We start from the raw sequence: 26,826 nt of genomic DNA on the forward strand, positions 1-26,826 counted from the left end.
CGACGGCCCCGCCTTCCGGGCAATGGCAGAATCGGGACGGACGGGCGCCGTCCGCCACCGGGATCACTTCTGACCCGGTCACCCCACACCTTTCAGGGACGATGAGCACGTACCGCGACTTCGCACACCGCGGCTCCGCCCGCGCGACCGTCCTGCGGACCGTGGGCACGCGGGAAAGGCGCTCGCACCTCACGGCGCCCCGGGTCCCCACCGTCGGCATCGACATCGGCGGCACCAAGGTCATGGCCGGTGTCGTGGATGCCGACGGCACGATCCTGGAGACCGTGCGCACCGAGACCCCGGACAAGTCCAAGAGCCCGAAGGTCGTCGAGGACACCATCGTGGAGCTGGTCCTCGACCTCTCCGACCGGCACGACGTGCACGCGGTGGGCATCGGCGCGGCCGGCTGGGTCGACGCGGACCGCTCCAAGGTCCTCTTCGCCCCGCACCTCGCCTGGCGCGACGAGCCCCTGCGCGACGCCCTCGCCTCCCGGCTCGTCGTCCCCGTCATGGTGGACAACGACGCCAACACCGCCGCCTGGGCCGAGTGGCGCTTCGGCGCGGGGCGTGGCGAGGACCACCTCGTCATGATCACCCTCGGTACCGGCATCGGCGGCGCGATCCTGGAGGACGGCCAGGTCAAGCGCGGCAAGTACGGCGTCGCCGGTGAGTTCGGCCACATGCAGGTCGTGCCCGGCGGCCACCGCTGCCCGTGCGGCAACCGGGGCTGCTGGGAGCAGTACAGCTCCGGCAACGCGCTGGTCCGCGAGGCCCGGGAGCTGGCCGCAGCCGACTCGCCGGTGGCCCACGGGATCATCGAGCGCGTCAAGGGCAACGTCCCGGACATCACCGGACCGCTCATCACCGAACTGGCCCGCGAGGGCGACGCGATGTGCGTCGAGCTCCTCCAGGACATCGGCCAGTGGCTCGGCGTCGGCATCGCCAATCTGGCCGCCGCGCTCGACCCCTCCTGCTTCGTCATCGGCGGCGGGGTCAGCGCCGCCGACGACCTGCTCATCGGCCCCGCCCGGGACGCCTTCAAGCGCCACCTCACCGGCCGCGGCTACCGCCCCGAGGCCCGGATCACGAAGGCGCAGCTCGGCCCGGAGGCCGGTATGGTCGGCGCGGCGGACCTCGCCCGGCTGGTCGCCCGGCGCTTCCGCCGCACCAACCGCCGCCGCGTCGAGCGGTACGAGCGGTACGCGCAGATCTACGACCAGGCGACGAGCACCCTCCGCAGCAACCGCAACACCCGCACTTCCTAGGGGCCCCACACCCATGACCGCAGCCGAGCACCCCGTCGTGCCGCGCCAGTCCCCGCCGCCCCCGGACGAGGGCGACGGGCGGCCCCCCGAGAGCCGCCGCCATCTGATCCGCCGACGCCTGATCACGGCGACGATCATCGTGCTGCTCATCGGCGTCCCCGCCGGATACCTGCTGATCTCGGCGGGCCAGAGCCGCCGCTCCGGCCAGGACAAGGCCGCCGAGGCCGCCGCGCAAGGCCTGCGGCCCGGTTGGCCGTCGAAGATGCTGCGCCGCATCTTCGAGGTCCCGATCCCCGGGTACGCGACCGGCGTGCAGTACTACGAGACGAACAACTGGAAGGCCAGCCGGATGTACGTGCAGTTCCGCACGACGTCCAACGGCCTGGACGCCTTCCTGACCGACATCGGCACCGGGCGCGCCGCCCTGGAGCCCGGCAAGGTCACCATCGGCACGCGCGACACGAAGATCGCGGGCTGGTACTTCGGCGACGGCGTCTCCTGGGCGGGCACCACCCACACCAACGAGGACCCGCGCCCCACCCAGGACATCACCGTCGACATGACGGACCCGATGTCACCCGTCGTGTACGTCGTCTCCGCCGCCACCCCCTGACCCGTCGCCCGGCGCCAGTGCCTGCACCTCGGCGTACGCAAGTGCCCCGCCCCGCACCGGTCCGCCGTCCCGGATCGCGGCCGCCGTGGACACGGCCCCGGTCAGCGCCTCGCGGTACAGCAGCGAGCCCAGGCTGACCCGGCGCACCCCCAGGGTGCCCAGCTCGGCGATGCCCGGTCCGGCCGGGTTGTACAGCACGTTCAGCGGGGTGACGAGGGCGGCGGTCAGCGCGGCGATCCCCGCCCGGTCCGCAAGGCCCGGCACGAACACCCCGTCCGCCCCGGCCTGCTCGTAGACCGCGAGACGGCCGGCCGTCCGCTCCCGGTCGAGCCCCAGCCAGTACGTGTCCGTGCGGGCGTTGACGAACAGCCCGGGCGCGGCCTCCTTCACGGCGGCGATCTTCGCGGCGTGCAGCTCCACCGGGGCGAGGGTGCCGTCGGCCCGCCCGTCCTCCAGATTGATCCCCGCCGCCCCCGCCTCGTACAGCCGCCGCGCGAACACGGCGACCTCCGCCGGGTCGTCGCTGAACCCCCCTTCCGCGTCCACGCTGAACAGGAACGGCCCGCGCCCGAGCCGCCGGGCCAGGTCCACGGTCGCCTCCTTCGTCGCCGCGGCCCCGTCCGGCAGCCCCAGTCCCGCCGCCACGCCCAGGCTGGTGGTCCCCACCGCCCCGAACCCCTCGGCGGCCAGCGCGGCGGCCGACGCGTAGTCCCAGGCGTTGGGCAGCAGGAAGGCCCTCCCCTGGTGGTGGAGGCGGGCGAACGGGGTCATCGGCCGCCCGAGCAGCCCCTCCGTCAGCGCGAGGGCGTGCGCCCTGCCCGGGCAGACCCGGGGCGGCGCGCCGAAGGTGAGCGGGGCGGGGTGGCCCTGCTGGGCGGCCACCAGGTCGAGGGCCACCGCGTCGCCCTCGGCGATGTCCCGTCCGGCGATCCGGGTGGCCCGCGCGGCGACCCGGCGCATGACCCGCACCGGCGGATCGTCCCGCAGCACCCGGGCCGTCGGAGCCCCGGACCCGGCCGCCACGACGGACCCGGCCAGCGCGGCGGTCGCGGCGCACGCCTGGGCCAGGAGCCCGATGCGGTTGGCGACGGCCTCCAGCCCGGCCTCGTCCACCGGGCCCGGCGCGAGCAGGTCCACCAGCCGGGCGACGGCCCGGTCGGCCCCGGCCCTGCCGTCCTCGCCGAAGTACGCGTCCGCCACCACCGCCACCTCCCGGGCGACCCGCTCCGGCTCCGGCATGTCCAGGGCGGCGGCCAGGCCGCGCACCACCCGCGTCCGCGGATCGCCCTCCCCGGAAGCCGACGCCGAGGCCGCCCGGTGCAGATCGGCCGGGGCGAGCCGGGCGAGCTCGGCCTCCACGAGGGCCCGGCGCCGCCGGTGCGGCTCACCCGACGCGAACCTCGCCACCGTGGCCCGCAACCAGGCGACACTCGCGCCGGGCGGTCCTTCGAAGGGGCCGGGCCCCGGAGGGACGAGCGCGGGATCGGCGAGGGCCGCCAGGACCTCCGCGTACTGACTGAACTCATGGGTGGTCGCGTGGCTCATGGCTCCGACCGTAGGCCCGGAACACTTCGGACCCCGCCGAACCGTCCCTGCGCCACCATGGAGGCATGTCCTCACTCGCCGACACCGCCGCCCTCTTCGCCGACCGCACCCGCGCCGCCTTCTGCGAGGCGCTGCTCGACGGGCGGGCCTGGACGTCCGGCGAGCTCGCCCGGCACGTGGGCGTGAGCGCGTCCACCGCCAGCGAGCAGCTCTCCCGCCTCGTCTCCGGCGGGCTGCTGGCCGAGGAGCGCCAGGGGCGGCACCGCTATGTCCGGCTCGCGGGCCCGGAGGCGGCCGCGCTCACCGAGGCGCTCGCCGCGTACGCCCCCGGCACCTCCCGCCCGCGCACCCTGCGCGCCTCGGTCCGCCAGGACGCCGAGGCCCGGGCGCGCACCTGCTACGACCATCTGGCGGGGCGCCTCGGCGTGGCCCTGGCGGACGCGATGACCGCGCGCGGCCTGGTCGACACCGGCTCCGGGATCGCCGTCACCCCGGCGGGCCGCACCTGGCTGACCGACACCCTGGACTACCGGCAGCCCGCAGGCGCCCGCCGCCCCCTCGTCCGCACCTGCCTGGACTGGACCGAGCGTCGCTCCCACCTCGCCGGAGCCCTGGGCGCGGCGCTGTGCACGGCGGCCCTGGACCGCGGCTGGGTCCGGCGCGTCGGCTCGGGGCGCGCGGTGAAGGTGACGCCGGAGGGCAGCAGGGCGTTCGGGGAGCTGCTGGGGGTGGAGGCGTGAGCCGCGCTCAGCGCCAGTCCACCTCCGTGGAGGCGAAGTAGGGCAGGCCCCGGTCGGCCCAGACGTGGCCGTGGTGGGCCAGGCGCTCGCGGTATTCGGCCCATTCCGGCGCCCGCCCGCACCAGGCCGCCTCCGCGACCGAGGCCAGCCGGGGCAGCAGGAGTACGGAGACGTCCTCGAAGCCCTTGAACCGCTCGGCGAAGACCGTGGCCTCCACGCCCGCCACGTTCGCGTCCGGGATCGCGTAGGCGCCCGGGTCCCAGGCCGCCGTGTGCCGGACGCCCAGCGGGCGGTAGCCGTCGAAGCCGAGCCGGGCGGCCTCGGCGGCCTGCTCGGGCGGGGCGAACTCCGTTGCGTACGGGCGGTCCAGGTAGAGGTGCGACTGCGGGGAGAGCAGCACGCGCCCGCCGCCCTCGACGGTGCGGTGGAGGTCGTCGTCGGTGGGGGCGAAGAACTTCTTCAGCGCCGCGATGATCTCCATGGTCCGCCCCGCGGCCACGAGTTCGGGCCGGGCGGCCAGCTCCTCCGCCGTGTCCGGGAGGTCCATCATCTCCACGTCCACCCAGTACTGCGCGATGTCCCCGGGCTCGATCCCGGCGCGTGAGGACTCCTGCCAGGCCACCGGGCGCTTGCCCAGCGCGCGGACGAGCGCGCGCAGTTCGCGTACGGAGGCGTCGAAGCTCTCCGGCGTCGCGCCGAACGCCTCGTCGGCGCCGATGTGCACGTAGGGGCCGGTCGTCAGCGCGCAGACCTCGGTGAGGACGCGGGCGACGGCGGCGCGGGTCGCCTCATCGGTCAGGTCCAGCGGCGGTACGAACGGGAAGCGGTCCGCGAGCCCGGCCGGGGCGGGGGCCGGGGGCAGTCCGGGGACGGCGGCCCGGAGCGTCGCGCAGTGGCCCGGCAGGTCGATCTCGGGGACGACGGTGACGAACCGCCGGGCCGCGTACTCCTGAAGCTCCCGGTACTCGGCCGCCGTGTAGAACTCCGCGCCCGGGGCCGTCAGCGCCGGGGTGCCGGGCAGTTCGATGCGCCAGCCCTCGTTGTCGGTGAGGTGGAGGTGCAGGACGTTGAGCTTGTAGAGCGCGGCGAGGTCGATGATCCGGCGCACCTCGTCCGGGGTGAGGAAGCTGCGGGCCGGGTCGACCATGAGCCCGCGCCAGGCGTAGCGGGGGGCGTCCGCCAGGTCCTGGTACGGGAGTTGACCGGTGGCGATGAGCTGGAGGGCCGTCGTCGCGCCCCGGAACACCCCGGCCGGGGCGCGGCCGTGACAGGTGATGCCGTCGGCGTCCACGCGGAGCCGGTAGCCCTCGTCCACGGGGTCCGTGCCGCCGTCGGGGGAGACGCCGAGGGGTGGGGCGGACGCCGACTCGTCCAGTCCGAGGACCAGTTCCAGGGGTGCTCCGCCCGGCGCGTCCGGCAGATGCGGGGCGAGCAGCGCCCGTACGGTCTCCGCCACCTCCGCCAGCGCCGGATCGGCCGCCCGTACGTGCCAGGCGCAGGCGGCGGGCAGGGCGCCGGAGGGCGAGGACGGTCGGGCGTCGGCGTGCGGAATGACGGCGTTCACGGGCATCTCCCTGAGGCGTACGCGGTGGGGGCCGGAGCGGCGGCGTCAGGTTCCGGCGGGTCCGGCCCCCAGGGCATTCGGCGCGGGCCCCGGGGTGAGACCGAACCGGCCGCCTCTTCTCCCGTACCGCTGCCACCTGTACGCTAACACGAAAACCGATCAATGAACGCTTTTTGCGGAGGGGGCGAACGGCCCGCCTCCGGGCGAAAGGAGAACCCGATGGTGCACGAGGCCGGACCCGGTTTCGCCCTGCCGGAAGGCTTCCTCATGGGGGCGTCGACCTCGGCCCACCAAGTTGAGGGCAACAACGTCTCCAGCGACTGGTGGGCCCTGGAGAACCACCCCGAAAGCTTCGTCCAGGAGCCCAGCGGTGACGCGGCCGACAGCTTCCACCGATGGCCCGAGGACATGGACCTGCTGCGCGAACTCGGCTTCGACTCCTACCGCTTCAGCATCGAGTGGGCCCGCGTCGAGCCGGAGCGCGGCCGGATCTCGCGCGCCGCCCTCGCGCACTACCGGGCCATGGTGCGCGGCGCGCTGGAACGCGGGCTGACCCCGGTCGTGACCCTCCACCACTTCACCTCGCCCCAGTGGTTCAGCGAGCTCGGCGGCTGGACGGCCCCCGGCGCGGACGAGCTGTTCGCGGCGTACGCGCGCACCTGCGCCGGCATCCTGCGCAAGGGCGTCCGCCATGTCGCCACCATCAACGAGCCCAACATCATGGCCCTGATGTACGCGCTCAAGCGGCACGCGGCCGAGCACGGCTGGGAGAGCGTCGCGCACGGGGCGAACGCCGCCCGCGAGGCCGGGGCCGCCGCCGTCGACCCGGCCTCCTTCGTCCCGGACCCCGAGGTCATCCGAGCCCTGATCGGCGCCCACCGGGCCGCCACCGCCGCGCTGAAGGAGACCGTGCCCGGTGTCCAGGTCGGCTGGACCGTGGCCAACCAGGTCTACCAGCCCGAGCCGGGCTGCGAGTCCGCCGCGGCCGCCTACGCCCGGCCCCGCGAGGACGTCTTCCTGGAGGCCGCCCGCGAGGACGACTGGATCGGCGTCCAGGCGTACACCCGGCACCGCATCGGCCCCGACGGCACCCTGCCCCCGCCCCCGGGCGCCGAACTGACGCTCACCGGCTGGGAGTTCTACCCCGAGGCGCTCGGGGAAGCGGTGCGGCACACGGCGGAGGTCGTCGGCCCGCACGTGCCCATCCTGGTCACCGAGAACGGCATCGCCACGGACGACGACGAGCGCCGCATCGCCTACACCACCCGCGCCCTGGTGAGCCTCGCCGAGGCGATGGCCGACGGCGTCGACGTACGCGGCTATCTGCACTGGAGCGCCCTCGACAACTACGAGTGGGGGAGCTACCGGCCGACGTTCGGGCTGATCGCGGTCGACCGCGACACCTTCGCCCGGACGCCCAAGGAGTCGGCGCGCCGGCTGGGCGCCCTGTCCCGGGACCGGCGGCTGCCCGCCGGGGCCCCGCTCGGGTCGGTGACCGCACCCTCCTCGCGTTAGGGTGACCGGCATGGCGAAACGGGGCCCGTACGAGAAGGGCGAGGCCAAGCGCAGCGAGATCCTGCACGCGGCTCTGGAGATCTTTGCCGCCGAGGGGTACCGGGGTACCTCCCTGCGGAAGGTGGCGGCGAAGTGCAGCCTCAGCCTGCCCGGTCTGATGCACTACTTCGACTCCAAGGAGGACCTGCTCACCCAGGTCCTGCGGATGCGTGACGAGACCGCGCGGGTGCGGCAGGCGGAGCGCTCCGATCCGCACGGCTACCGCGAGATCATCCGGGAGGGCGCGAAGACCCCCGGCCTGGTCGAGCTGTTCGTCTCGATGGCCGCCGCCGCCAGCGACCCGGCCCACCCCGCCCACGCCCACTTCGCCGAGCGCTACCCGGTGGTGCGCGAACGCGTCGCCGACTTCGTCCGGGAGGGCGTCGCGGAGGGGCGGATCAGCTCCGCGATCCCCCCGGAGCGGCTGGCCGTGCTCCTGGTCGCCGTGGCCGACGGCATCCAGCTGCAATGGCTGATCGACCGCTCCACGGACATGGAGCAGCCCATCGAGGACCTGCTCGCCGTTCTCGACCCGCGTCCGGCGCCGGAAGGGGCCTGAGCAGCACTGAAGGGGCGGCGCCCGCGCGCCGCCCCTTCAGCGTTTCCCGTACGGGTCAGAGCGCCGCCGCCGTCGCGGTCACCGCCTCCGTCCAGTCCGTCCAGCGCGGATCGGTTCCGGCCGCGGGCTCCCAGGCCATCGCCGTGCACACGTACCCCACGGCGAGACCGCTGCGGGGGTCGGCCATGCCCAGCCGTCCGCCCGCCCCCGCGTGCCCGAACGCGCCCTCGCCCAGCATCGGCAGCCCCTTCCGGGGCAGCTCGAAGCCGAGCCCGAAGCGGGACCGGCCCGCGGGGTCCCCGCCGTCGAGCGGGGGCGGGGGCGGCACGTCGTCGCGCGGGGCGACCGCCCGTTCCAGCGTCGCCGGGGACAGCAGCCGCACCCCGTCCACCGGGCCGATCAGCGCCGCGTACATCCGGGACAGCGACCGGGCGTTGCCGATCCCGCCGGCGCCGGGCAGCTCGGCCGCACGGCCCTCGCGGGTCGCGAGACCGCGGACCGCCGCCGCCACCTCCGCCTGCGACGCCCGGAGCGCCGTCGAGAGCGGCGCGTCCGGGGCGAGCCCCAGCCCTGCGAGGAATCCGGCGACCTGCTCCGGCGAGGGATCGGGGCGTACGGAGAACTGCGGGGCGAACCGGTGCTCCTCCTCCACCGGCAGCCCGATCCACAGGTCGAGCCCCAGGGGCCCCGCCACCTCGTCGGCGAAGAACGCGCCGACGCTCCGCCCGCTCACCCGCCGCACCACCTCGCCGACCAGGTGGCCGTACGTCAGCGCGTGGTACAGGCACGCCGTGCCCGGCTCCCACACCGGCCGCATCGCCGCCAGGGCGCCCAGCAGGGCCTCCCGGTCGAACAGCCCGGGCAGCCCGCACCCCGCCGGATCGGCCGAGAACGCGGGCAGCCCGGCCCGGTGCGTGAGGAGGTCGGCCACCGTCGTCCCGGCCTTCCCCGCGGCGGCGAACTCCGGCCAGTAGCGGGCCACGGGCGCGTCCAGATCCAGGGCGCCCCGCTCGCTCAGCAGATGGGCGCAGACCGCGACGAGGCCCTTGGTCACGGACATCAGCACGCCGACCGAATCGGTCCCGAAGTCCGGCGGTCCGGAGGCCAGATCGACCACCGGGCGCCCGTGGTGGTGGACGGCCAGCTGCGCGGCGCCGGGGTCGTCGGCGCAGCCGCGTACGAAGGCGTCGCGGACGGGCTCCCAGCCGGGCGCCACCCGGCCGGTGACCATCTCAGCCCTCCCGCTGTTCCGAGCGCGCCTCCACCTCGTCCGCCAGGGCGGGCAGGCTCTCGGGGGACAGCGGGCTCTGCGGGAACTCGCAGATCACGTCGAGCGGCACACCGGCGAGGAACCGCAGCATCATGGGATCGGCGAGCGCGCTCGCGGACTCGTCCGTACGGGCCTTCGCGAACGCCTCCATCAGCAGCGGACCGCCCACCGGGTGCTCGAACCACTCGGCGAGGGTGTTCCGGCCGGTCAGCCGCAGCCCCGAGGGGTCGCCCGCCACCTCAATCTCCACCCCGGCGCGGAGGTCGCGCGAGGAGGCACCGGCCTCGAAGCGGTAGCGGCCGCCCTCGACCTTCCAGCCGCCCTCCCGTTCGCTGAAGTACGCCAGATCGTGCCGTGCCACGCGGACCGCCACCTCGGCGCTCGCGCCCGGCTCCAGGGACACCGAGGCGAAGCCCCGCAGTTCGCGCACCGGCCGCAGGACGCGTGAACCTTCCGGCCCGCCCACGTACAGCTGCACGATCTCGCGCCCGGCGACCGTGCCGGTGTTGGTGACGGTCAGCGTGACGAGGAAGCCGTCCCCGTCCTCCCGTACGGTCAGGCCCGCGTAGCCGAACGTCGTGTACGACAGGCCGTGGCCGAACGGGAACGCGACCTCGCGGCGCTGCGCGTCGTACCCCCGGTACCCGACGAAGATCCCCTCGCCGTACCGGGCCCGGCCCTCCTCGCCGGGGAACGAGAGGTGGCTCGGGGAGTCCTCCAGGCGCAGCGGGACGGTCTCCGTCAGCTTCCCGGACGGGTTGACCGCGCCGAACAGGACGCGGGCGAGCGCGCCGCCGCCCGCCTGGCCGAGCAGCCACCCCTCCACGAGCGCGGGCACCCGGTCCTGCCAGGGCACGGTGCGGACCACGCCGCCGTTGGACAGCACCACGACCGCGCGCGGGTTGACGTCCAGGACCCGCCGCAGCAGCTCGGTCTGGGCGGCGGGCAGGTCCAGGTGGTCGCGGTCGAAGCCCTCGGACTCGTCCTGCGCCGGGAGGCCGAGGAACAGCACCGCCGTGTCCGACGACTCCGCCAGCCGCACCGCCTCCTCGGCCAGTTCGGCGTCCGACGGCCCGTCCTCCGCGCCCGGCAGCGCGTACCCGGCGGCGAACCGCACCTCCGCGCCCGTCGCCAGCTCGCGCAGGCTGTCCAACGGGACGTCGAGCCGGGTCGGGGTGACCTGCGAGCTGCCCGCGCCCTGGAAGCGGGGCGTACGGGCGAACTCGCCGATGACCGCCAGGCTGCCGCGCGCCGGGTCCAGCGGCAGCAGCGCGTCGTCGTTCTTCAGGAGCACCACGCACTGGTCGGCGGCCCGCCCGGCGACGCGGTGCGAGGCGTCCGCGTCGAAGGTGGCGGGCGCCCCGGTGCCGCCGGTCGCGCGGTCGGCGAAGAGGGCGAGGCGTTCCACGGTCCGGTCGAGCACCGCCTCGTCCAGCGCGCCGGACTCCACGGCGGCGGCCACCTCGCGGTCCGTGTGCCCGCCGGGGCCCGGCATCTGGAGGTCGAGGCCGGCGCGGAGGGCGGCGACCCGGTCGCGTACCGCGCCCCAGTCGGAGACGACGATCCCGTCGAAGTCCCACTCGTCGCGCAGGATCTCGGTGAGCAGGCGGGTGTGCTGCGCCACGGGCACGCCGTTGACGCCGTTGTAGGAGGCCATGACGGACCAGGGGTTGTCGCGGCGGACGACGCGCTCGAAGGCGCGCAGATAGATCTCGCGCAGCGGGCGCTCGTCGATGTCGGCGCTCACCCGCATCCGGTCGGTCTCCTGGTTGTTGGCCGCGTAGTGCTTGAGCGAGGCCCCGACCCCGGCGTTCTGGAGACCGCGCACCATCGCGCCGCCCAGCTCCGACGAGACCAGCGGGTCCTCGGAGAAGTACTCGAAGTTCCGGCCGCACAGCGGTGACCGCTTGATGTTGATGCCCGGCCCCAGCACCACGTGCACACCGTGCGCCACGGCCTCGGCCGCGATGGCGGCGGCGACCTCCTCGGCCAGTTCCGGATTCCAGCTGCTGCCGAGGGCGACGGCGGGCGGGAAGCAGGTGGCCGGCGCCGCGCTGTGCAGGTCGAGCTGGCCGCCGTCGCCGGTCTCCCGGGGCAGCCGCAGCCCGTGCGGGCCGTCGGACATCCGGACGGCGGGCAGCCCCGCCGCCTCGGACCCCTCGCTGACGAAGTCCCCGGAACCGCTGGTCAGGGCGGCCTTCTCGGCGAGCGGGAGGGCGGTGGCGGGGGAGGGGCGGGGAGTGGATCGCTGAGTCATACGAATACCTGTCGGGCTTCCGTGAGGGGGGCGGGGCGAGGGGCGGGCCGTGGCCGTCCGGCGGAGCGAATCGGGGCAAGACGGCATGCGACCCAAAAACGTATGGTGATCGGTTTTCAGTGTCAAGGGTCCCCGCGCGCGGCGTGCGGGACCTCCTCGACCCGCCGGATTTCATTTCGGACGCGACTCTTGACGGCTAGAAACCGATCACCGTACGGTTTTCGAGCTCGGGCGGTCCGCTCCGATGAGTTCCCTGCTGCCGACCGCTTCATCGGCCCCGCACTCCCATGAATCGCCCCGCACTCCTACGAATCGAGGAACGGTCATGTCGGTATCCGGTCGGTCGACCACCCCCGCGCTCCGAGAGGCGGACCACCCGGCCCGCGCCCCGCGTCTGGCCCTCGCGGCGGCGGCGGCCGTCGCCCTGCTGGCGGCCGCCGCGACCCCCGGCGTCGCCGCCCCGGCCGCTCCGGCGTCCGGCGAGCCCGTCCGGTACGTGGCGCTCGGCGACTCGTACAGCTCCGGGCTCGGCATCCCGCAGCAGACCGACACCGTCTGCGGCCGCTCCGACCGCAACTACCCCTCGCTCGTGGCCGCCGCGGTGGGCGCCGCGTCGTTCGCCGACGTCACCTGCGCCGGGGCCGACACCACCCACATGGCGGGACCCCAGGACACCGTGGCGCCCCAGCTCGACGCGCTGCGCCCCGACACCACCCTGGTCACCCTCGGGATCGGCGGCAACGACCTCGACCTGGCCGGGGTCATCACCCGGTGCGTTCTGGTCGGCTACCTCGCCCCGCACGGCTCGCCCTGCAAGAGCAGCTTCACCCTGTTCGGCACGGACGAGATCGGCTCCCGGATCAACGCCACCGCGCCGAAGCTCGACGCGGTGCTCGACGCGATCCGCGCCCGCTCGCCGCAGGCCCGGGTCCTCGTCGTCGGCTACCCGTCGCTGATGCCCGACGACGGCAGCTCCTGCCGCGCCACGGTCCCGCTCGCCGAAGGCGACTTCGGCTGGGTCCGGGACAAGGAGAAGCAGCTCGACGCGATGATGGCGCAACGGGCCGGGACGCGCGGCGCGGGGTACGTCGACACCTACGGCCCGTCCGTCGGGCACGACGCCTGCCAGGCCGCGGGGGTGCGCTGGATCGAACCGGCCGACTCGGCCGAGGGCGCCGGCTTCCACCCGAACGCCTCCGGACACAGGAGCACGGCCGATGCCGTCCTCGCCGCCCTCGGTCACTGACGCCTCAGCCCCGCCCCTCCGCCGCCACGCCGCAGCGGCGGAGGAAGGCGCGGACCTGCTCCGCCATGTCGACCGCGTCCGGGTCGAGGAGCCACTGCGTCTGGAGCCCGTCCATCAGGGCCAGCAGCTGCTGCGCCACGGCGGCCGGGTCCTCCCGGACGCCGCCCGCCGCGAACAGCTCCGCCAGCAGGCCGGTCAGCTCGCGGCGCAGGACCTGGTAGCGCCGTACGAAGTATCCGTGGGCGGGGTGGTCCGGATCGGACGCCTCCGCCGACAGCTTCGCGTACAGCGCGACCAGGCCCGGCGTCCGGGCGTTGCGGTCGACCACGCCGAGCAGCAGGCGCAGCCGCTCGGCGGGCTCCGGCTCCGGTTCGCCCGGGTCCAGCACGGTGGGGAAGAGGCGGCGCGCGTCCAGCTCGTCGCGGCGGCTCAGCACGTCCAGGAGCAGGGCCTCCTTGCCGGGGAAGTGGTGCAGCACCCCGGCGTGGGTGAGCCCGGCATGGGCGGCGATGTCGCGCAGCGAGACCGCGAGGAAACCGGAGCGGGCGAACAGCTCGGCCGCGGATTCCAGGATGCGGGCGCGGGTGCGCTCGCCCTTCGACAGCCGCCGGGGCGCCTCGGGCGCGGTCTCGGTCACTTCGGTCTCCTGCCGCGATCGGGTCTCGTCCAGCAGAACTTACCGGCTGGTTAATTCCACCGAGCAAAAACCTACCAAGTGGTTAATTCCGTGTGTAGGCTCACCGGCAATCTTCGCCGGGGCGGTGCCCCCGGCTCTCCAGACGGAGCGAAAGACATGAGCAGAACTGCCCGAACCGCGACGGTCGCCGCCTGCGTCGCGGCCTCGCTCGCCCTCGCCGGATGCGCCGGCGACCACGGCGGCACCGCGGGCGCCGGATCGTCCACGCTGAACATCGCGACGATGACCCTCCCGCAGAGCCTGGACCCCGCCGTCGCCACCGGCAGCGCCCTGCCGTACTTCCAGGCGGTGTACGACACCCTCATCAAGCGCGAGCCCGACGGCACCTTCAGCCCGATGCTCGCCACGGAGTGGACGTACAACAAGGAGCACACCGCGCTCGCGCTGACCCTGCGCAAGGACGTGCAGTTCGCCGACGGCACCGCCTTCGACGGCGCGGCGGTCAAGGCGAACCTGGAGCGCTTCCAGAAGGGCGGCGGCGCCTCAGCGAAGTGGCTGAACGACCTGGAGGCCGTCGACGTCACCGACGCCACCCACGTCACGCTGAAGCTCAAGCAGCCCAACCCGGCGATGGAGTTCTACCTCAGCGACGCGCCCGGCCTGATGGCCAATCCCGGACAGTTCGCGAAGGGCGACAGCCTCAAGACCACCCCGGACGGCACCGGCCCCTACCGCCTCGACAAGACGCGGACCACCGTCGGCACCAAGTGGTCCTACAGTCGCAACGCCGACTACTGGGGCAAGGAACTCCCGTACAAGAACATCAACATCAGCTTCTTCGACAACGAGACCGCCATCACCAACGGCCTCAAGACCGGGCAGATCAACGCGGCGCTGCTGCAGACCTCCGACCAGCAGATCGCCATCGAGTCCGACCCGAAGGTCAAGACGGAGAAGCAGGAGTTCGACTTCCAGGGCCTGCTGCTCTTCGACCGCGACGGCAAGATCACCCCCGCCCTGCGCGACCCGCGCGTGCGGCAGGCGCTCAACTACGCCGTCGACCGCGACACCATGCTCGACCGCATCCGCCAGAACCGCGGCCGGACCACGTCGCAGGTCTTCGGCCCCGAGACCCAGGCGTACGACAAGAAGCTGGACACCTATTACGCGCACGACCCCGCCAAGGCCAAGTCCCTGCTCAAGCAGGCCGGTTACGGAGACGGCTTCACGCTGAAGCTGCCGAGGATCACGGCGATCGTCAACGACGCGCTCGCCGCCTCGCTCCAGTCCGACTTCAAGGCCATCGGCGTGAAGCTGGTCTGGGACACCCTCGACGGCGCCTCGGCCGTCCAGAAGGTGTTCAAGGACCGCCAGTACTCCGGCATGGTCATGAACATGGGCCAGTCCACCTCGGACTGGGCGGCGGCCGACGAGCTCGTCACCCCGGGCGCGTTCAACATGTTCGGCACCACGGACAAGGTGACGCGGATGCTGCTGCCCGCGCTCAAGGCCGGCAGCGAGGCCGAGGCGAAGTCGGCCGCCCGCGAACTGAACCAACACCTGGTCGAGGAGGCGTGGTTCGTCCCGTTCTACCGGATGAGCTACCTGCACGTCTCGGACGGCACCGTGAGGATCGCGCCGCAGTCCGGTATGGCCGTCCCCTCGATCTACAACTACGCGCCCGCCAAGTAGCGCCCCGCGCCGACGGATACCGAGTGTCATGCTGAACTTCATCGCCCGCAGGATCGCCTCCGGAGCCCTGCTCCTGGTCGTGATCTCCTTCCTCACCTATCTGCTGCTGTCCGTCCCGCACATCGACGTGGGCCGGCAACTGCTCGGCGAGAGCGCGTCCCAGAGCGCCATCGACGCCAAGAACGCGTCGCTGGGCCTGGACGACCCGGTGCTCCAGCAGTACGGGACCTGGCTGTCCCACGCCGTCCGGGGCGACCTCGGCACCTCCTGGTTCACGAGTGAGGACGTGGGCCAGGCCGTCGGCAACCGCCTCCCCGTCACGGCCAGCCTGATGCTCGGTGTCACCGCCGTCACCACGGTCCTCGCCTTCCTGCTGGGCGTGTGGGCCGGGGTGCGGCGCGGAGCCGCCGACCGCTTCGTCCAGGTGCTGGGCGTGGTCGGGTACGCCCTGCCGGGATTCCTGCTCACCCTGGTCCTGGTGCTGGTCTTCGCGGTACGGCTCCGCTGGTTCCCGGCCATCGGCTACACCGGGTTCACCGACTCGCCCAGCGGCTGGCTCTCCACCATCACCCTGCCGGTGCTCTCCCTCTCGGTGGCCTCCGTCGCGGGTGTCTCGCAGCAGGTGCGGGGCGCCGTCATCGACGCCCTGCGGCAGGACTACGTACGCACCCTGCGCGCCCGCGGACTGCCCGCGTCCCGCATCGTGTTCAAGCACGTCCTGCGCAACGCCTCGGCGCCCGCGCTCTCCGTGCTCGGCATGCAGTTCGTCGGCCTGCTCGGCGGCGCCGTCCTCGTGGAGCAGATCTTCGGGCTCCCCGGCATCGGCTCCATGACCGTCACCTACACCACCCGCGGCGACATCCCCGTGATCATGGCGCTCGTCATGCTCACCGTCGTCGGTGTCGTCCTGATCAACCTCCTGGTCGACATCCTGATCGGCTGGCTCAACCCCAAGGCGAGGGTCGCATGAGTACCGGCCGCACCCTGCGCAGGGTCCTGCGCAACCCCCTCGGCGGGCTCTCCGCCGCCCTGCTCCTGATCGTCGTCGCGGCCGTGCTCCTCGCGCCCGTGATCGCCTCGCAGGACCCGGGCGCCTCGTCGCTCGGCGAGGCGTTCGCCGGGCCGAGCGGCGGGCACCCCCTCGGCATGGACTCGGCGGGGCGCGACATCCTCGCCCGCGTGCTGTACGGCGGCCGCAACACGCTGGGCGGCGCGCTGCTCGCCCTCGCCATCGCGCTGGTGCTCGGTGTGCCGGCGGGGCTCTTCGCCGGATACCGGGGCGGCTGGTTCGACTCGGCCGCCAACTGGACGGTCAACCTCGTCATGGCCCTGCCCGCCATGGTCGTGCTGCTCGCCTCCCGCGCCATCCTCGGCCCGGACGTCCACGTGCTGATGATCGTGCTCGGCGTCCTGGTGGCGCCCAGCTTCTTCCGCCTGGTGCGCGGCATCGTCGCCAACGTCCGGGGCGAGTTGTACGTGGACGCCGCGAAGGTCTCCGGACTCTCCGACACGCGCATCGTCGCCCGCCACGTCCTGACCGTCGTACGCGGCCCCATCATCATCCAGACCGCCCTGGTCGCCGGGATCGCGATCGCCCTCCAGGCAGGCCTTGAATTCCTCGGCGTCGGCAGCGGGTCGTCCGCCACCTGGGGCGCCATGCTCAACGAGGCGTTCCAGAACATCCAGCGCGCCCCCCGGCTCATCCTCTGGCCCGGCCTCGCTCTCGGCCTCACCAACTGCGCGCTCGTCCTGCTCGCCGGAGCCGTACGCGACGCCCTGGAGGACCAGGCGCCCCGGCCCGCCCGCCGCCGACGCACCGGGCCCGCCGAGACCCCGGCCCCGGACGCGGAGTCCACCGCCCCGCGCGCCGCGCTGCTCTCCGTGCGCGGCCTCACCGTCGCCTACGCCCGGCCCGACGGCACCGACAAGGAGGTCGTGCACGGCGTCGACCTCGATGTGCGCCCCGGCGAAATCGTGGGCCTGGTCGGGGAGTCCGGCTCCGGGAAGACCCAGACGGCCTTCTCGGTCCTGGGCCTGCTGCCCGAGGGCGGACGCGTCACGCGCGGCAGCATCACGGTCAACGGCCGGGAGACGGCGGGCCTGCGGGAACGCGACCACCGCGCACTGCGCGGCCGCACCCTCGCGTACGTACCGCAGGAACCCATGAGCAATCTCGACCCCGCCTTCACCATCGGCAGCCAGCTCATGGAGCCCGTACGCCACCACCTCGGACTCGGCCGCAGGGAAGTCGCCGACAAGGCACGCGAGTTGCTGCGCCTGGTCGAGATTCCCGACCCGGACCGCACCCTGCGCCTCTACCCGCACGAGATCTCCGGCGGCATGGCCCAGCGCGTCCTGATCGCCGGCGCCATGTCCTGCGACCCGGACCTCCTCATCGCCGACGAGCCCACCACCGCGCTCGACGTCCGCGTCCAGGCCGAAGTGCTCGCCCTGCTGCGCCGCCTGCGGGACGAACGCGGCCTCGGCGTCCTCCTGGTGACCCACAACCTCGGGGTCGTCGCCGACCTCTGCGACCGGGTGGCCGTGATGAACGGCGGCCGCATCGTGGAGACCGGCACCACCGAACAGATCCTCGGCGCGCCCCAGGACCCGTACACCCGCACCCTGCTCGCGGCCGTCCTGGACGACGCACCCGCCCGCGCCCCCTGGCAGCCCCGAGAAGCAAGGACCGTCACCGCATGAAGACCCCAGACGCCGCGCCCGACGCCGCCGCCGACGCCCTGCTCGCCGTGCGGGACCTCCGGGTCTCCTTCCCCGGCAAGGGGCGGCGCGCCCCGGAGACCGAGGTCCTCAAGGGCGTCGGTCTCTCCGTACGGCCCGGGGAGACCCTGGGGCTGGTCGGCGAGTCCGGCTCCGGCAAGTCCACCATCGGGCGTGCCGTCCTCGGGCTCGTCCCGGTGCGCTCCGGCACGATCGCCTTCGACGGCGAGCGCATCGAGCACGCCGCCGCGCGCCGCCGCAGGGCCCTCAGCCGCGACCTCCAGGTCATCTTCCAGGACCCGTACACCTCCCTGAACCCGTCGCGCACCATCGGGGACACCCTCGCCGAACCGCTGATCGGGCAGGGGAAGGGGGCGCGGGAGGCCCGGGGGAGGGTCGCCGGGCTGCTGGAGCGGGTCCATCTGCCGTCCGACGCGGCGGGCCGGCTGCCCCGCGAGTTCTCCGGGGGACAGCGGCAGCGGGTCGCGATCGCCCGGGCGCTGGCCCTGCGGCCCCGGCTGGTCATCTGCGACGAGCCGGTGTCCGCGCTGGACCTGACGACCCAGCGCACGGTGCTCGACCTGCTGCTGGAGATCCAGGAGGAGACGGGGGTCGCGTACCTCTTCGTCTCCCACGACCTGGCCGTCGTCCGCTTCATGAGCCACCGCGTGTCGGTCATCCACCGGGGCGAGATCGTGGAGACGGGCGACGCCGCGACGGTCACCTCCGCACCGCGCCACGCCTACACGCGCACCCTGCTGCTCGCCTCGCCGGTGGCGGACGTGGCCGAGCAGCGCAGGCGGCGCGCGGCGGCGGAGGCCGCGTCCGTACCGGGCTGACCTGCGGGGACACGGACGCATCGGGGCGCTCACGGGCGCCCCGTTCGCGTGTCCGGGGGGCTCTTCGGGTCGGACCGCTATCGGCTACTCAGGGTACTTGTCGCACTTTTCAGAGTGTTACGCGGCATTTATCCCGTGCGTCATGGCATCTCTTAGGTCGATCGATTGATCAGTACGACAATCATCCCGGCTCGAAGGAGTTCAGCATGCGTATTTCCGCTTCTGTCCGTGCCCGCAGCGTTCGCGCGGGCACCGTCGCGGCCGCCGTGGTCGCGGCCGCCGCCGCCACCCTCGGCGGGGCTTCCGCCGCCTTCGCCGCCCCCGGCGACAGCGGTGACATCGACATCCGCCCCGGCGGCTGGGCGGCGCGCGGCGGCGACGGCAACGAGGTCTGCAAGTTCGTCCTCCAGGCCAGCAACTTCGGCGACATGCCGGCCGTGCCGTGGACCATCACCGCGCAGCCCCCGACCGTTCCCCCGGGGGACACCCTCGCCAGCACCCTTCCCCTGGTGAACGGTTCGGCGCGCAGCCAGGAGTACCTGCTCCCCGAGGGCACGTACCAGCTGGTGTGGATCGTTCCGTCCGGCCCGAAGAACAAGGCGTTCAAGGTCAACTGCACCAAGCCGGCCGGTAACAACGGGTCCGGCAACAACGCCGAGCGCGGTTCCGCCGCGTCGGGCTCCGAGTCGGGCTACGAGCAGCCGTCCGGCGGTGTCCCCGCCGGTGGCGGCGGCGTCCCGGACATGGAGGGCGTCAGCTCCGAGAGCGACTCGAACGTCGGCACCACCGCCGCGCTGGCGGCCGGCGCCGTCGGAGCCGCCGGGCTGATCATGGTCCGCCGAGCCGCACGCCGCCGTGCCCGCAACGAGGCATAACCCGCGCAGCAGACGCCGACGGGGCCCGAGCCGGGCGTGTCGTCTCACGATGACGTTGTGCGTGACCTCCTCGCTGGTGACCGGCATCGTCTGGGCGAGTTCCGACTCGTCCGACGATGCGGTCGCCGCCGCCCACGGCAACGACGCCGCGGGCGGCGGCGACCGGCCGGTCTCGCACGCACCCCTGTCCCCGTCGCGTCCGGTGAAGGTCGCGGTGCCCGCGATCTTCATCGAGGCGCCGGTCACCGGCCTCGGACTCGACAAGAAGGGGCACCTCGGGGCCCCGCCCATGAGTAAGCCCAGGGAGGTGGGCTGGTACCGCGACGGGCCCTCACCCGGCGAGAAGGGCACCTCGCTGATCGTCGGCCACCGCGACACGGAGACCGGACCGGCGATCTTCCTCAACCTCAACGCCCTGCACAAGGGCGACAAGGTCACCGTCACCCGGGCCGACAAGCAGACCGCGGTCTTCACGGTCGACGCGGTCGAGACGTACACGAAGGACAAGTTCCCCGACGACAAGGTGTACGGCAGCACCGGCCGTCCGGAACTCCGCCTGATGACCTGCGGCGGGCGCTTCAACAAGAAGAACGGCTACGCGGCCAACGTCGTCGTCTTCGCCCACCTCACGTCATTGAAGAAGGTGTGACACCCCCTCACCCGGCGCGCCGCTCCCGGACGGCGAAGGCGTTGAGGGTCAGGGCCAGGCTCGCGGTGAGCCGCCGCGCGTACGGCACGTGCAGCGACTCGTTCGGCCCGTGGGCGTTGGCCCCCGGTCCCAGTACCCCGCAGGCCAGGAACTGGGCATCGGGGAACCGCCGGGACAGCTTCCCCATCAGCGGGATCGTGCCGCCCTGCCCGATCCGGGCGACGTCCGCCCCGTCGAAGCAGGCCCGGCTCGCCCCGGAGAGCGCGGCACTCAGCCACGGCTCCTCGTTGGGCGCCTGCCAGCCGTCCGCGAGGACCCGGTCGGGCATGAAGCGGACCGCCGCGCCGTACGGCGGGTCCGCCTCCAGGATCCTGCCCAGCTCCGCGACGGCCGCCGCGGCGTCCACCGTCGGCGGCAGCCGCAGCGCCAGCTTCACCCGGGTGTGCGGGCGCAGCACGTTGCCGGCCGAGGCCACCGGGGGCAGCCCGTCCGCCCCGGTGACCTCCAGACTGGGGCGCCACGCCCGGTTCAGCAGCAGTTCCCCGGGGTCGTCGGCCACGGCCGAGGTGTCCCCGTACCAGTCGAAGCGCTCCTGGACCCGGTCGCCGAGCAGGGCCGCCGCCTCGCGGGTCTGCTCCCGGCGCTCCGGGGGCACCTCGCCGTGCAGGACGGCGGGGCGCAGCATGCCCGTCGACCCGTCCTCCACGCGGTCGAGCAGCTGCCGCAGCACCCGGAACGACGACGGCACCACGCCCCCGGCGTCCCCGGAGTGCGCGCCGTCGCCGAGGACCCGCACGTCGAGCGTGCCGCCGCAGGCCCCGCGCAACGACGTGACCAGCCACAGCCGTTCGTAGTCGCCCGCGCCGGAGTCCAGGCAGACCACGAGGCCCACCTCGCCGATTTGGTCCGCCAGCTCCCCGAACCAGTGGTCCAGGTCCGGGCTGCCGGACTCCTCCCCGGCCTCGAACACCCCCACGCACCGGGGCCGGGACGCGCCCTGTCCGGCCAGGGCCCGGATCGCGGTCACCGAGGCGGGCAGCGCGTACCCGTCGTCGGCGCCGCCGCGCCCGTACAGCCGGGTGCCGTCGAAGGACGGCTCCCACGCGGTACGGCCCCCCGTCCAGCCCTCGCCCTCGGGCTGCTTGTCGAGGTGGCCGTAGAAGAGGACGGTCTCCTCGGACCGGGTGCCCGCGCCGGGGACCTCGAAGAAGATCAGGGGCGTACGGCCGGGGGCGCGCAGGACCTCGGTGCGCAGGCCGGGCAGCGGCACCGCGCGCAGCCAGGCCGCCGCCGCGTCGACGGCCCGGTCCAGGTGCCCGCGGGCCTCCCACTCCGGGTCGTACGCGGGACTGACCGCCGGGACCCGGATGTGGTCCCGGACCAGCGGAAGCACCTCGGTCTCCCACTGCGCGTCGCAGAACTCCCGTACCGGACCGGGGTCCGCGGGGAACGGCTCAGACATGGGCGAGCCCCTGCGCGGCGGGCGCGAACTCGATGCCGAGCAGCGCCTCGACGGGGGCGTACACCTCGGGCATGTACATCGTCGGGGACAGCAGCAGGTTCTCCGCCGGGGCGACCAGCACCTCGATCCGCTTCCCCACCTCGACGTCGGCGGAGGCGAGCGGCTGCCCCGCCTCGTCGAACGTCGTGATCAGGTCCGGGAACGCGGCCCGGCGGCCGCCCGCCAGGTCGAGCGCCATGTACTCGTTGACGAAGTGCAGTGTGGTGCCGTCGGCGTCGTCCAGGACCGCGACGCCCACGTCCAGGCCCTCGCGCTGCTCGCAGCGGTACGCGCGGACGGTCCCCGCCGCGGCGATCTCGCCGCCCAGCAGCGCGGCCGCGCCGGCCGGTCCGTCGGCCAGGAAGCGGTGCCCCAGCTCGATCGCGAAGCCGATGGCGCCCGGGGCGCCGTTGCGGACGGCGTAGCCGACCTCGACCGGGTTGCGGGCGACGCCCACCCAGCCGCCCGCCTCCACGGACGCGCGCCGGACCACGTTGGACGTCGCGTCCAGGCGGCCCGAGACGGCCCCCTCGACATAGGCGTGCGGCTTGCCGCCCGCGTAACCCTGGCTGGACCGGTAGCCCTCGCGGCGGTGCAGGCCCATCGCCCCCATCTGGCTGGAGGGGTGCGCGCGGCCGTTGCACGCCAGGTCGATGACGGGCAGTCCGGTGAGCGCGGAGTGGAACCAGCCGTTGATCGTGGTCTCGGCGCCGTTCTCGTTGGTGTGCAGCGCGACCAGGTCGCCCGGCAGCTCGCGGCGCAGCAGTTCCAGGGCGCGCACCAGGTGGGTCGGCAGCACCTGCGGGTCGGGCGCGGCGGGGGCGCCGACCAGGGCCACGGTCGCGGTCAGATCGGCGTCCGCGAACTCGTCGGCGCTCCACAGCTCGGGCGTGCCGACCTGGAGGGCCAGTTCGGCGGTGCGCAGCCCCCGCGCCACGAAGCCGCCGCCGCCTCCGCCGAGTACGGCACCGCCGTACACGGCCGCGCGGATGTCGTCATGGGTCAGCTGTCGCTTCACGGGTTCTCCCAGGGTGGTGCTGTGCGGGTGGTACGAGGGGGAAGGAGGGGGTCCGGCTACCTGGCGGCCTTGAACACGCCGTTGCCGAAGGAGTAGAGGGCGTCCCCGGCGATGGCACCGCCGGCGAAGACCTCCAGGTCGCCCTTGACGTCCCGGCCGAGCAGGCGCGGGGCGAGGACGCGGGCGGCGATGCCGGCGGCGACCATCCAGCCGGCCATCGGGGTCGTGATGAGCAGCCCGGTCGCGAGCAGGATGCCGAGCTGCCGCTTCGACCCGCCGACGAGCTGCACGACCGCCCCGGGGACGGCCCACAGCGCGAGGTGCTTCGCGGTCTCGACGGACGGGCCCGCCTTGATCGCGGCGACGTACGCGGCGTCGATCGGGGCGGTCTGCCCGTTGTCGAAGAACATCCGGTACGAGACGAGGACGACGGCGATCGCGACGCCGAAGCCGATCATCGCGGCGATCAACTGCTGGCGGCGGCCCTCCAGTTCGAAGGCGGGGTCGGCGTTCTCGCCGCGCAGCAGGTAGCCGGTCTTCAGGTCGTACCCCATGTCCGCGAAGGCCGGACCGGTCGCGGCGGTGAAGCCGGAGAGCACGACCAGCGCCTCCGGGGGGAAGCCGATGAGGATGCCGAGCAGCAGGGTGATCAGGGCGATGGCGAAGGCCGGGAACCAGCCGGAGTGCATGGACGCGATGCCGACCAGCAGTTCGTGCAGGAACGCCGCGACGGTCGCGTAAACGAGGAAACCGATCAGCATGCCCGGGCTCATGTGCGTGGCCGCGCCGGTCCCGAAGGCCAGCAGGACCGAGATCGCCAGGTAGGCGCCGAGCCCCAGCCGCATCGAGCGCCCCAGCCGCCGCGCGCCGTCCTCCGCGTTTTCCTCGGCACCGTCCGGCGCACCGGCCGAGCGGGCCCGCGCCGCGTTCGTCCGTCGCGCGCCGAGGATGGTCCGGCCGACCTGGACCAGGGCGACGAGACCGGCGCCGATCATCATGCCGTGCGGCAGGTACATCGCGTTCAGGTCGAGCCCGAACAGCGGGTCCGCGTACTGCGTGAACAGCAGGCCGACGCCGAACGCGGCCATCGCGCCGAAGCCGCCGATCAGGGCCACGCCGAACGCCGACATCGGCAGCGAGAACACCGCGCCCACCAGACCGGTCACCAGCCCGAGCCCGAGCACCTTGGCGCGCCGTCCGCCCTCGTCGCCCGCCCGGATCGCCTCGGCGGCGGCGAGCCCGAGCGGCCACGGGTTCTTCGCGGGGAAGGCCGGGGTGTCGTACATCCGGTAGAGCAGCCAGGCGTCGACCAGCATCGCGACCGAGACCCCGACCAGCATCGGGACGATCATGTCGTCCATCCCGAACAGGAACGGGATGCCGATCGGCAGGAACAGGCTGTTCGCGGCGCCGAAGGTGGCCGACGAGATGCTCGTCTGCGCCAGGTTCTGCGCGTGGACCGAGCGGAAGCCCCGGAAGGCCACGAGCGGCACGCGGGCCAGCGTCATCGCGGCGAGCGCGCCGATCAGCGAGGTGCTGGGCGTGACGCCGAGGGTGGCCAGCAGCTGCACACCGACGACCGCGCCGAACACGCTGAGCACCACGGTCAGGATCAGATTGCCGGGCGCGAGGGCGCGGGGGTGCCGCGCTCCGTCGGCCGCGGTGTGCGGGGCGTCGGTGACGGCCCGGTTCGTCGCGTCGGTGCTCATGGATCTCCGGTGCTTCCGTGCGGGGCGGCGTGTCCACCGCTCCAGGAGTTCTAAAATATGGAACCGTGTGTGAATATCTGGATGTGCTGGATCATCTCCGGGGCACGCCCACCCGTCAAGGGGGTGGGCGGCGGTCTCGGTATGTGGGCGCCCCTTACGATCGGACGCACGGGCCAGGGGTCCGGGGGAGGCAGGAGAACGGTGAGCACACTCGCCAACGCGCGGGACGTCCTGCGGCTGCTGGCGCGCCTTCAGCGCGACCTGACCGTGACGGACGTGGCGGGCGCCCTCGACCTGCCGAAGAGCTCCGTGTCGCGGACGCTGAGCATGATGGCCGAGTACGGCTTCCTGGACCGCGACCCGGTGAGCCGCGCCTACCGGCCCGGCGAACTCGTCATGGAGGCCTCGTACCACTTCCGCGCCTCCCGCTCCACGGCGTCGCTGCTGGAGGAGGAGCTGGCCAGGCTGGTCGCCGACCTCGGCTACACCGGTTACGTGGACGTGCTCGACGGGGCCGAATCGCTGGTGCTGCACATGCGGATCGGCACGGTCGGCGCCCTTCAGGCCTACACCCCGGCCGGCACCCGCGCCCCCGCCTACGCCAGCTCGATGGGGCGCGCCCTGCTGGCCCGCCTGGACGACGCGCAGGTGCTGCGGCTCGTCGACGCCCGCCTCGAACAGGCCACCGGATCGGCCCCCCGCACCCCCGGCGAGCTGGTCTCCTCGCTGGCCCGGGTGCGCGCCGACGGCTGGGAGTCCTCGCGCGGCGAGTTCGTGCCGAACGTCGCGGGCATCTCCGCGGCCGTCGTGGACGGCGATACGGGTCAGGTCTTCGGCATCGGGATCGCCCTGCCCGCCCCCGAACTGCGCCACGAGAACGAGGCCCGCTTCGGACGGGCGGTGCGGGACGCCGCGCGGCGCGTCGGGAAGCGGATCGGCGATCCGTACTGGCTGCGGTACGTGGCCGAGTAGGCCCGGGCCCGTCCCTCAGGCGAGCAGCGGCCCCAGCATCGCGCCGACCACCGCGCCCGGAGTCAGCACCGGGGCGGTGATCCCGGCCGCGCGCAGCGCTTCCCGGTGCCGGGTCCCGTAGCCCATGCAGTCGAGCACCAGCGCCTCCGCCCCCGCGTCCAGCCGGGCGCGGGCCGCCTCGCACAGGGCGCCGTCGTCGTCGGCGTACGGCGAGGCCGTGGTGAACGCCGGGGCGGGGTCGAGCGCCCGCCACTTCGTCCGGGCCTCCGCCACCTGCTCCGGCAGCGGTACGACGACCCCGACCCGGGCGCCCCGCAGCGCCGCGCCCACGTACCCCGTGAGCAGCGCGTCCGGCTCGACGAGCCGCGCCCGCCGTGTCCGCAGCCCCGGGAACTCCCCGGTGCACAGGAGCACCACGACGTCCGCCCCTTCCGCCTCCACCCGCTCCACGAGGGCGGGGAGCCCGGCCCCGACGGCATCGGCGTCCAGGGTCACGGACGCCCCGTCGGCCAAGCGGCTCAGCAGCGTCGCCCGCCCGCGCACCGCCCCGAACCGCGCCTCCACCTCCGCCCGGCCGAGCCCGTCGAGGACCCCCGCGTGCCGTATCCGTGCCGTGGGCGGCAGCTCCGCCTCGATGGCCGCGGAGAGATCGGGGCGGGGGGACTGGCCGATGGTCAGGAAGGTCACGGTGTGCACAGGGCCTCGCTTCACTGTAGTTCCATATATTGGAAGTCGGTTGGCTTCTGCGGAACAACGTAATGCCGTGCGCGGCCCGCCCGGCAGGCGGAGGCCCCCGGCGGCGGTCACCGCCGGGGGCGTTACGGGGCGGAGCCGGTCAGTCCGGACCGGTGCCGCCCGCCTCGTCGCGGCGGACCGCCACCGCGGCCCGGTGGCCGGGCGGGACGGCGATGTCGGCCAGGAGCCAGCCGCCCGGGGCGGCCGGTGCCGGTCCGGCACCCACGTACTCCGCCGACGGGTCCGCGCCCAGACCGATGCCGAGGCCCTTCAGATACGCCTCCTTCCTGGTCCACACCCGGGCGAAGGCGGCCGGTCGCAACGCGGGCGCCAGCGCGGCGAGTTCCGCCGCCTCCAGGGGATGGACGACATCGGCCGCCTCCAGGAGGGTGCGCGGGTCCGGTACGGGTTCGACGTCCACGCCGACCGGGGTGGCGGCGACGGCGATCAGGCTCAGGCCCTCGCAGTGCGAGAGCGAGAAGTGCAGGGGCCCGTCCTGGAGCACGGGGCGCCCGTGCGGTTCGCCGCAGCCGGGGCAGGGGGCCCGGGCCACCGACACCGTGCGCGGGGCGACGCCCAGGTGGTTGCCGAGGACCCGGCGCAGTCCGACGTGGGCGCACAGATACGTGGCCCGGTCGGTGGGGCGGCGGAACTCCTCGGCCCGGGCCAGCTCGGCGGGGCCGAGCACGAGCGGGGCGTACCGGGCCGCGGTCTCCTCGTGCGCGGCGGTGGCCACCAGCCAGAGCTGCGGGCGGCCCGGGCCCGGCCCGGCCGGTGGCGGGAGCGCGGCGGGCAGCGGGGGGAGCGCGGTGGGCAGGAGGACGGGTTCGAGGACGGGTGACGGGCGGGAGTCCAGCAGGGACAT

Annotated in this window: 23 protein-coding genes; 13 read left to right on the top strand and 10 right to left on the bottom strand. The window is 73.9% G+C overall.

Going from position 1 to position 26,826, the window contains the following annotated elements; translation table 11 throughout:
• Positions 1–101 precede the first annotated feature (101 nt).
• Complete coding sequence (locus OHS17_RS27905) at positions 102–1,265, top strand: ROK family glucokinase (RefSeq protein WP_018100476.1); 1,164 nt, start codon at positions 102–104, stop codon at positions 1,263–1,265.
• A 13-nt stretch (positions 1,266–1,278) separates the two neighbouring features.
• Entirely contained in the window at positions 1,279–1,878 is a 600-nt protein-coding gene (locus OHS17_RS27910; RefSeq protein WP_330314358.1) for a hypothetical protein, read from the top strand.
• Here OHS17_RS27910 and OHS17_RS27915 read toward each other — a convergent pair.
• The gene (locus OHS17_RS27915) at positions 1,840–3,423 is read right to left on the bottom strand and encodes an isocitrate lyase/phosphoenolpyruvate mutase family protein (RefSeq protein WP_330314359.1); all 1,584 of its coding nucleotides are present in this window, start codon (positions 3,421–3,423) and stop codon (positions 1,840–1,842) included. The two genes, OHS17_RS27910 and OHS17_RS27915, sit on opposite strands and share 39 nt — an antisense overlap.
• A 65-nt stretch (positions 3,424–3,488) precedes the next feature.
• Here OHS17_RS27915 and OHS17_RS27920 point away from each other — a divergent pair, with 65 nt between their 5' ends.
• Positions 3,489–4,163, top strand: a complete 675-nt coding sequence (locus tag OHS17_RS27920; protein ID WP_330314360.1) for an ArsR/SmtB family transcription factor — start codon at positions 3,489–3,491, stop codon at positions 4,161–4,163.
• Between the two features lie 7 nt (positions 4,164–4,170).
• Here OHS17_RS27920 and OHS17_RS27925 read toward each other — a convergent pair whose 3' ends face one another.
• On the bottom strand, positions 4,171–5,727 hold the full coding sequence (locus tag OHS17_RS27925; RefSeq protein ID WP_330314361.1) for a family 20 glycosylhydrolase: 1,557 nt from the start codon (positions 5,725–5,727) through the stop codon (positions 4,171–4,173).
• Positions 5,728–5,946: 219 nt separating this feature from the next.
• On the opposite strand from OHS17_RS27925, the gene OHS17_RS27930 reads away from it, so the two are divergent.
• Together OHS17_RS27930 and OHS17_RS27935 are read left to right on the top strand one after the other, a co-directional pair.
• Positions 5,947–7,242, top strand: a complete 1,296-nt coding sequence (locus OHS17_RS27930) for a glycoside hydrolase family 1 protein (RefSeq protein ID WP_330314362.1) — start codon at positions 5,947–5,949, stop codon at positions 7,240–7,242.
• Positions 7,243–7,252: 10 nt separating this feature from the next.
• Positions 7,253–7,840, top strand: a complete 588-nt coding sequence (locus tag OHS17_RS27935; RefSeq protein ID WP_330314363.1) for a TetR/AcrR family transcriptional regulator — start codon at positions 7,253–7,255, stop codon at positions 7,838–7,840.
• 55 nt (positions 7,841–7,895) lie between these two features.
• On the opposite strand, the gene OHS17_RS27940 is transcribed toward OHS17_RS27935, so the two are convergent.
• Both OHS17_RS27940 and OHS17_RS27945 read right to left on the bottom strand, forming a co-directional pair.
• The gene (locus OHS17_RS27940) at positions 7,896–9,071 is read right to left on the bottom strand and encodes a serine hydrolase domain-containing protein (RefSeq protein WP_330314364.1); all 1,176 of its coding nucleotides are present in this window, start codon (positions 9,069–9,071) and stop codon (positions 7,896–7,898) included.
• Position 9,072: 1 nt separating this feature from the next.
• Entirely contained in the window at positions 9,073–11,367 is a 2,295-nt protein-coding gene (locus tag OHS17_RS27945; protein ID WP_330314365.1) for a glycoside hydrolase family 3 C-terminal domain-containing protein, read from the bottom strand.
• A gap of 325 nt (positions 11,368–11,692) precedes the next feature.
• On the opposite strand from OHS17_RS27945, the gene OHS17_RS27950 reads away from it, so the two are divergent.
• Complete coding sequence (locus tag OHS17_RS27950) at positions 11,693–12,613, top strand: SGNH/GDSL hydrolase family protein (protein WP_330314366.1); 921 nt, start codon at positions 11,693–11,695, stop codon at positions 12,611–12,613.
• A gap of 4 nt (positions 12,614–12,617) precedes the next feature.
• Here the strand turns inward: OHS17_RS27950 and OHS17_RS27955 are convergent, their stop codons facing one another.
• On the bottom strand, positions 12,618–13,250 hold the full coding sequence (locus OHS17_RS27955) for a TetR/AcrR family transcriptional regulator (RefSeq protein ID WP_330314367.1): 633 nt from the start codon (positions 13,248–13,250) through the stop codon (positions 12,618–12,620).
• A 156-nt stretch (positions 13,251–13,406) separates the two neighbouring features.
• Here OHS17_RS27955 and OHS17_RS27960 point away from each other — a divergent pair, with 156 nt between their 5' ends.
• The 6 genes from OHS17_RS27960 to OHS17_RS27985 all read left to right on the top strand — a co-directional run bounded on the left by OHS17_RS27960 (position 13,407) and on the right by OHS17_RS27985 (position 20,026).
• On the top strand, positions 13,407–14,942 hold the full coding sequence (locus OHS17_RS27960) for an ABC transporter substrate-binding protein (RefSeq protein ID WP_330314368.1): 1,536 nt from the start codon (positions 13,407–13,409) through the stop codon (positions 14,940–14,942).
• A 28-nt stretch (positions 14,943–14,970) separates the two neighbouring features.
• Complete coding sequence (locus OHS17_RS27965) at positions 14,971–15,912, top strand: ABC transporter permease (RefSeq protein WP_018100464.1); 942 nt, start codon at positions 14,971–14,973, stop codon at positions 15,910–15,912.
• Positions 15,909–17,645: a dipeptide/oligopeptide/nickel ABC transporter permease/ATP-binding protein gene (locus tag OHS17_RS27970; protein WP_330314369.1), complete on the top strand. Its 1,737-nt coding sequence runs from the start codon at positions 15,909–15,911 to the stop codon at positions 17,643–17,645. Before OHS17_RS27965 ends, OHS17_RS27970 begins: the two co-directional genes overlap by 4 nt.
• Entirely contained in the window at positions 17,642–18,502 is an 861-nt protein-coding gene (locus OHS17_RS27975) for an ABC transporter ATP-binding protein (protein ID WP_330314370.1), read from the top strand. Before OHS17_RS27970 ends, OHS17_RS27975 begins: the two co-directional genes overlap by 4 nt.
• A 206-nt stretch (positions 18,503–18,708) precedes the next feature.
• Positions 18,709–19,377: a hypothetical protein gene (locus tag OHS17_RS27980; protein WP_330314371.1), complete on the top strand. Its 669-nt coding sequence runs from the start codon at positions 18,709–18,711 to the stop codon at positions 19,375–19,377.
• A 49-nt stretch (positions 19,378–19,426) separates the two neighbouring features.
• Positions 19,427–20,026 (top strand): class F sortase, encoded by a 600-nt coding sequence (locus tag OHS17_RS27985; protein ID WP_330314372.1) that lies wholly within the window; start codon positions 19,427–19,429, stop codon positions 20,024–20,026.
• Between the two features lie 7 nt (positions 20,027–20,033).
• On the opposite strand, the gene OHS17_RS27990 is transcribed toward OHS17_RS27985, so the two are convergent.
• Genes OHS17_RS27990 through OHS17_RS28000 form a run of 3 tightly spaced genes read right to left on the bottom strand, consistent with a single transcriptional unit; the run spans position 20,034 to position 24,254 of the window.
• Positions 20,034–21,488, bottom strand: a complete 1,455-nt coding sequence (locus OHS17_RS27990; RefSeq protein WP_330314373.1) for a M20/M25/M40 family metallo-hydrolase — start codon at positions 21,486–21,488, stop codon at positions 20,034–20,036.
• Positions 21,481–22,545, bottom strand: a complete 1,065-nt coding sequence (locus tag OHS17_RS27995; protein WP_330314374.1) for an S-methyl thiohydantoin desulfurase domain-containing protein — start codon at positions 22,543–22,545, stop codon at positions 21,481–21,483. The genes OHS17_RS27990 and OHS17_RS27995 overlap by 8 nt, the downstream gene beginning before the upstream one ends.
• Before the next feature lie 56 nt (positions 22,546–22,601).
• Complete coding sequence (locus OHS17_RS28000) at positions 22,602–24,254, bottom strand: OPT/YSL family transporter (protein ID WP_330314375.1); 1,653 nt, start codon at positions 24,252–24,254, stop codon at positions 22,602–22,604.
• A 201-nt stretch (positions 24,255–24,455) separates the two neighbouring features.
• Here OHS17_RS28000 and OHS17_RS28005 point away from each other — a divergent pair, with 201 nt between their 5' ends.
• Positions 24,456–25,226: an IclR family transcriptional regulator gene (locus OHS17_RS28005; protein ID WP_018100456.1), complete on the top strand. Its 771-nt coding sequence runs from the start codon at positions 24,456–24,458 to the stop codon at positions 25,224–25,226.
• A 15-nt stretch (positions 25,227–25,241) separates the two neighbouring features.
• On the opposite strand, the gene OHS17_RS28010 is transcribed toward OHS17_RS28005, so the two are convergent.
• Positions 25,242–25,922: an AroM family protein gene (locus OHS17_RS28010; RefSeq protein WP_330314376.1), complete on the bottom strand. Its 681-nt coding sequence runs from the start codon at positions 25,920–25,922 to the stop codon at positions 25,242–25,244.
• 139 nt (positions 25,923–26,061) lie between these two features.
• Positions 26,062–26,826 (bottom strand): 4'-phosphopantetheinyl transferase family protein, encoded by a 765-nt coding sequence (locus tag OHS17_RS28015; protein WP_330314377.1) that lies wholly within the window; start codon positions 26,824–26,826, stop codon positions 26,062–26,064.

It is taken from the genome of Streptomyces sp. NBC_00523, assembly GCF_036346615.1.
Classification (GTDB): Bacteria; Actinomycetota; Actinomycetes; order Streptomycetales; family Streptomycetaceae; genus Streptomyces.

Excerpts from the sequence above, each read along its gene's own strand:
- OHS17_RS27905 (WP_018100476.1), top strand. The coding sequence starts at position 102 with ATGAGCACGTACCGCGACTTCGCACACCGCGGCTCCGCCCGCGCGACC.
- OHS17_RS27910 (WP_330314358.1), top strand. The coding sequence starts at position 1,279 with ATGACCGCAGCCGAGCACCCCGTCGTGCCGCGCCAGTCCCCGCCGCCC.
- OHS17_RS27915 (WP_330314359.1), bottom strand. The coding sequence starts at position 3,423 with ATGAGCCACGCGACCACCCATGAGTTCAGTCAGTACGCGGAGGTCCTG.
- OHS17_RS27920 (WP_330314360.1), top strand. The coding sequence starts at position 3,489 with ATGTCCTCACTCGCCGACACCGCCGCCCTCTTCGCCGACCGCACCCGC.
- OHS17_RS27930 (WP_330314362.1), top strand. The coding sequence starts at position 5,947 with ATGGTGCACGAGGCCGGACCCGGTTTCGCCCTGCCGGAAGGCTTCCTC.
- OHS17_RS27935 (WP_330314363.1), top strand. The coding sequence starts at position 7,253 with ATGGCGAAACGGGGCCCGTACGAGAAGGGCGAGGCCAAGCGCAGCGAG.
- OHS17_RS27940 (WP_330314364.1), bottom strand. The coding sequence starts at position 9,071 with ATGGTCACCGGCCGGGTGGCGCCCGGCTGGGAGCCCGTCCGCGACGCC.
- OHS17_RS27945 (WP_330314365.1), bottom strand. The coding sequence starts at position 11,367 with ATGACTCAGCGATCCACTCCCCGCCCCTCCCCCGCCACCGCCCTCCCG.
- OHS17_RS27950 (WP_330314366.1), top strand. The coding sequence starts at position 11,693 with ATGTCGGTATCCGGTCGGTCGACCACCCCCGCGCTCCGAGAGGCGGAC.
- OHS17_RS27960 (WP_330314368.1), top strand. The coding sequence starts at position 13,407 with ATGAGCAGAACTGCCCGAACCGCGACGGTCGCCGCCTGCGTCGCGGCC.
- OHS17_RS27965 (WP_018100464.1), top strand. The coding sequence starts at position 14,971 with ATGCTGAACTTCATCGCCCGCAGGATCGCCTCCGGAGCCCTGCTCCTG.
- OHS17_RS27970 (WP_330314369.1), top strand. The coding sequence starts at position 15,909 with ATGAGTACCGGCCGCACCCTGCGCAGGGTCCTGCGCAACCCCCTCGGC.
- OHS17_RS27975 (WP_330314370.1), top strand. The coding sequence starts at position 17,642 with ATGAAGACCCCAGACGCCGCGCCCGACGCCGCCGCCGACGCCCTGCTC.
- OHS17_RS27980 (WP_330314371.1), top strand. The coding sequence starts at position 18,709 with ATGCGTATTTCCGCTTCTGTCCGTGCCCGCAGCGTTCGCGCGGGCACC.
- OHS17_RS27985 (WP_330314372.1), top strand. The coding sequence starts at position 19,427 with ATGACGTTGTGCGTGACCTCCTCGCTGGTGACCGGCATCGTCTGGGCG.
- OHS17_RS27990 (WP_330314373.1), bottom strand. The coding sequence starts at position 21,488 with ATGTCTGAGCCGTTCCCCGCGGACCCCGGTCCGGTACGGGAGTTCTGC.
- OHS17_RS28000 (WP_330314375.1), bottom strand. The coding sequence starts at position 24,254 with ATGAGCACCGACGCGACGAACCGGGCCGTCACCGACGCCCCGCACACC.
- OHS17_RS28015 (WP_330314377.1), bottom strand. The coding sequence starts at position 26,826 with ATGTCCCTGCTGGACTCCCGCCCGTCACCCGTCCTCGAACCCGTCCTC.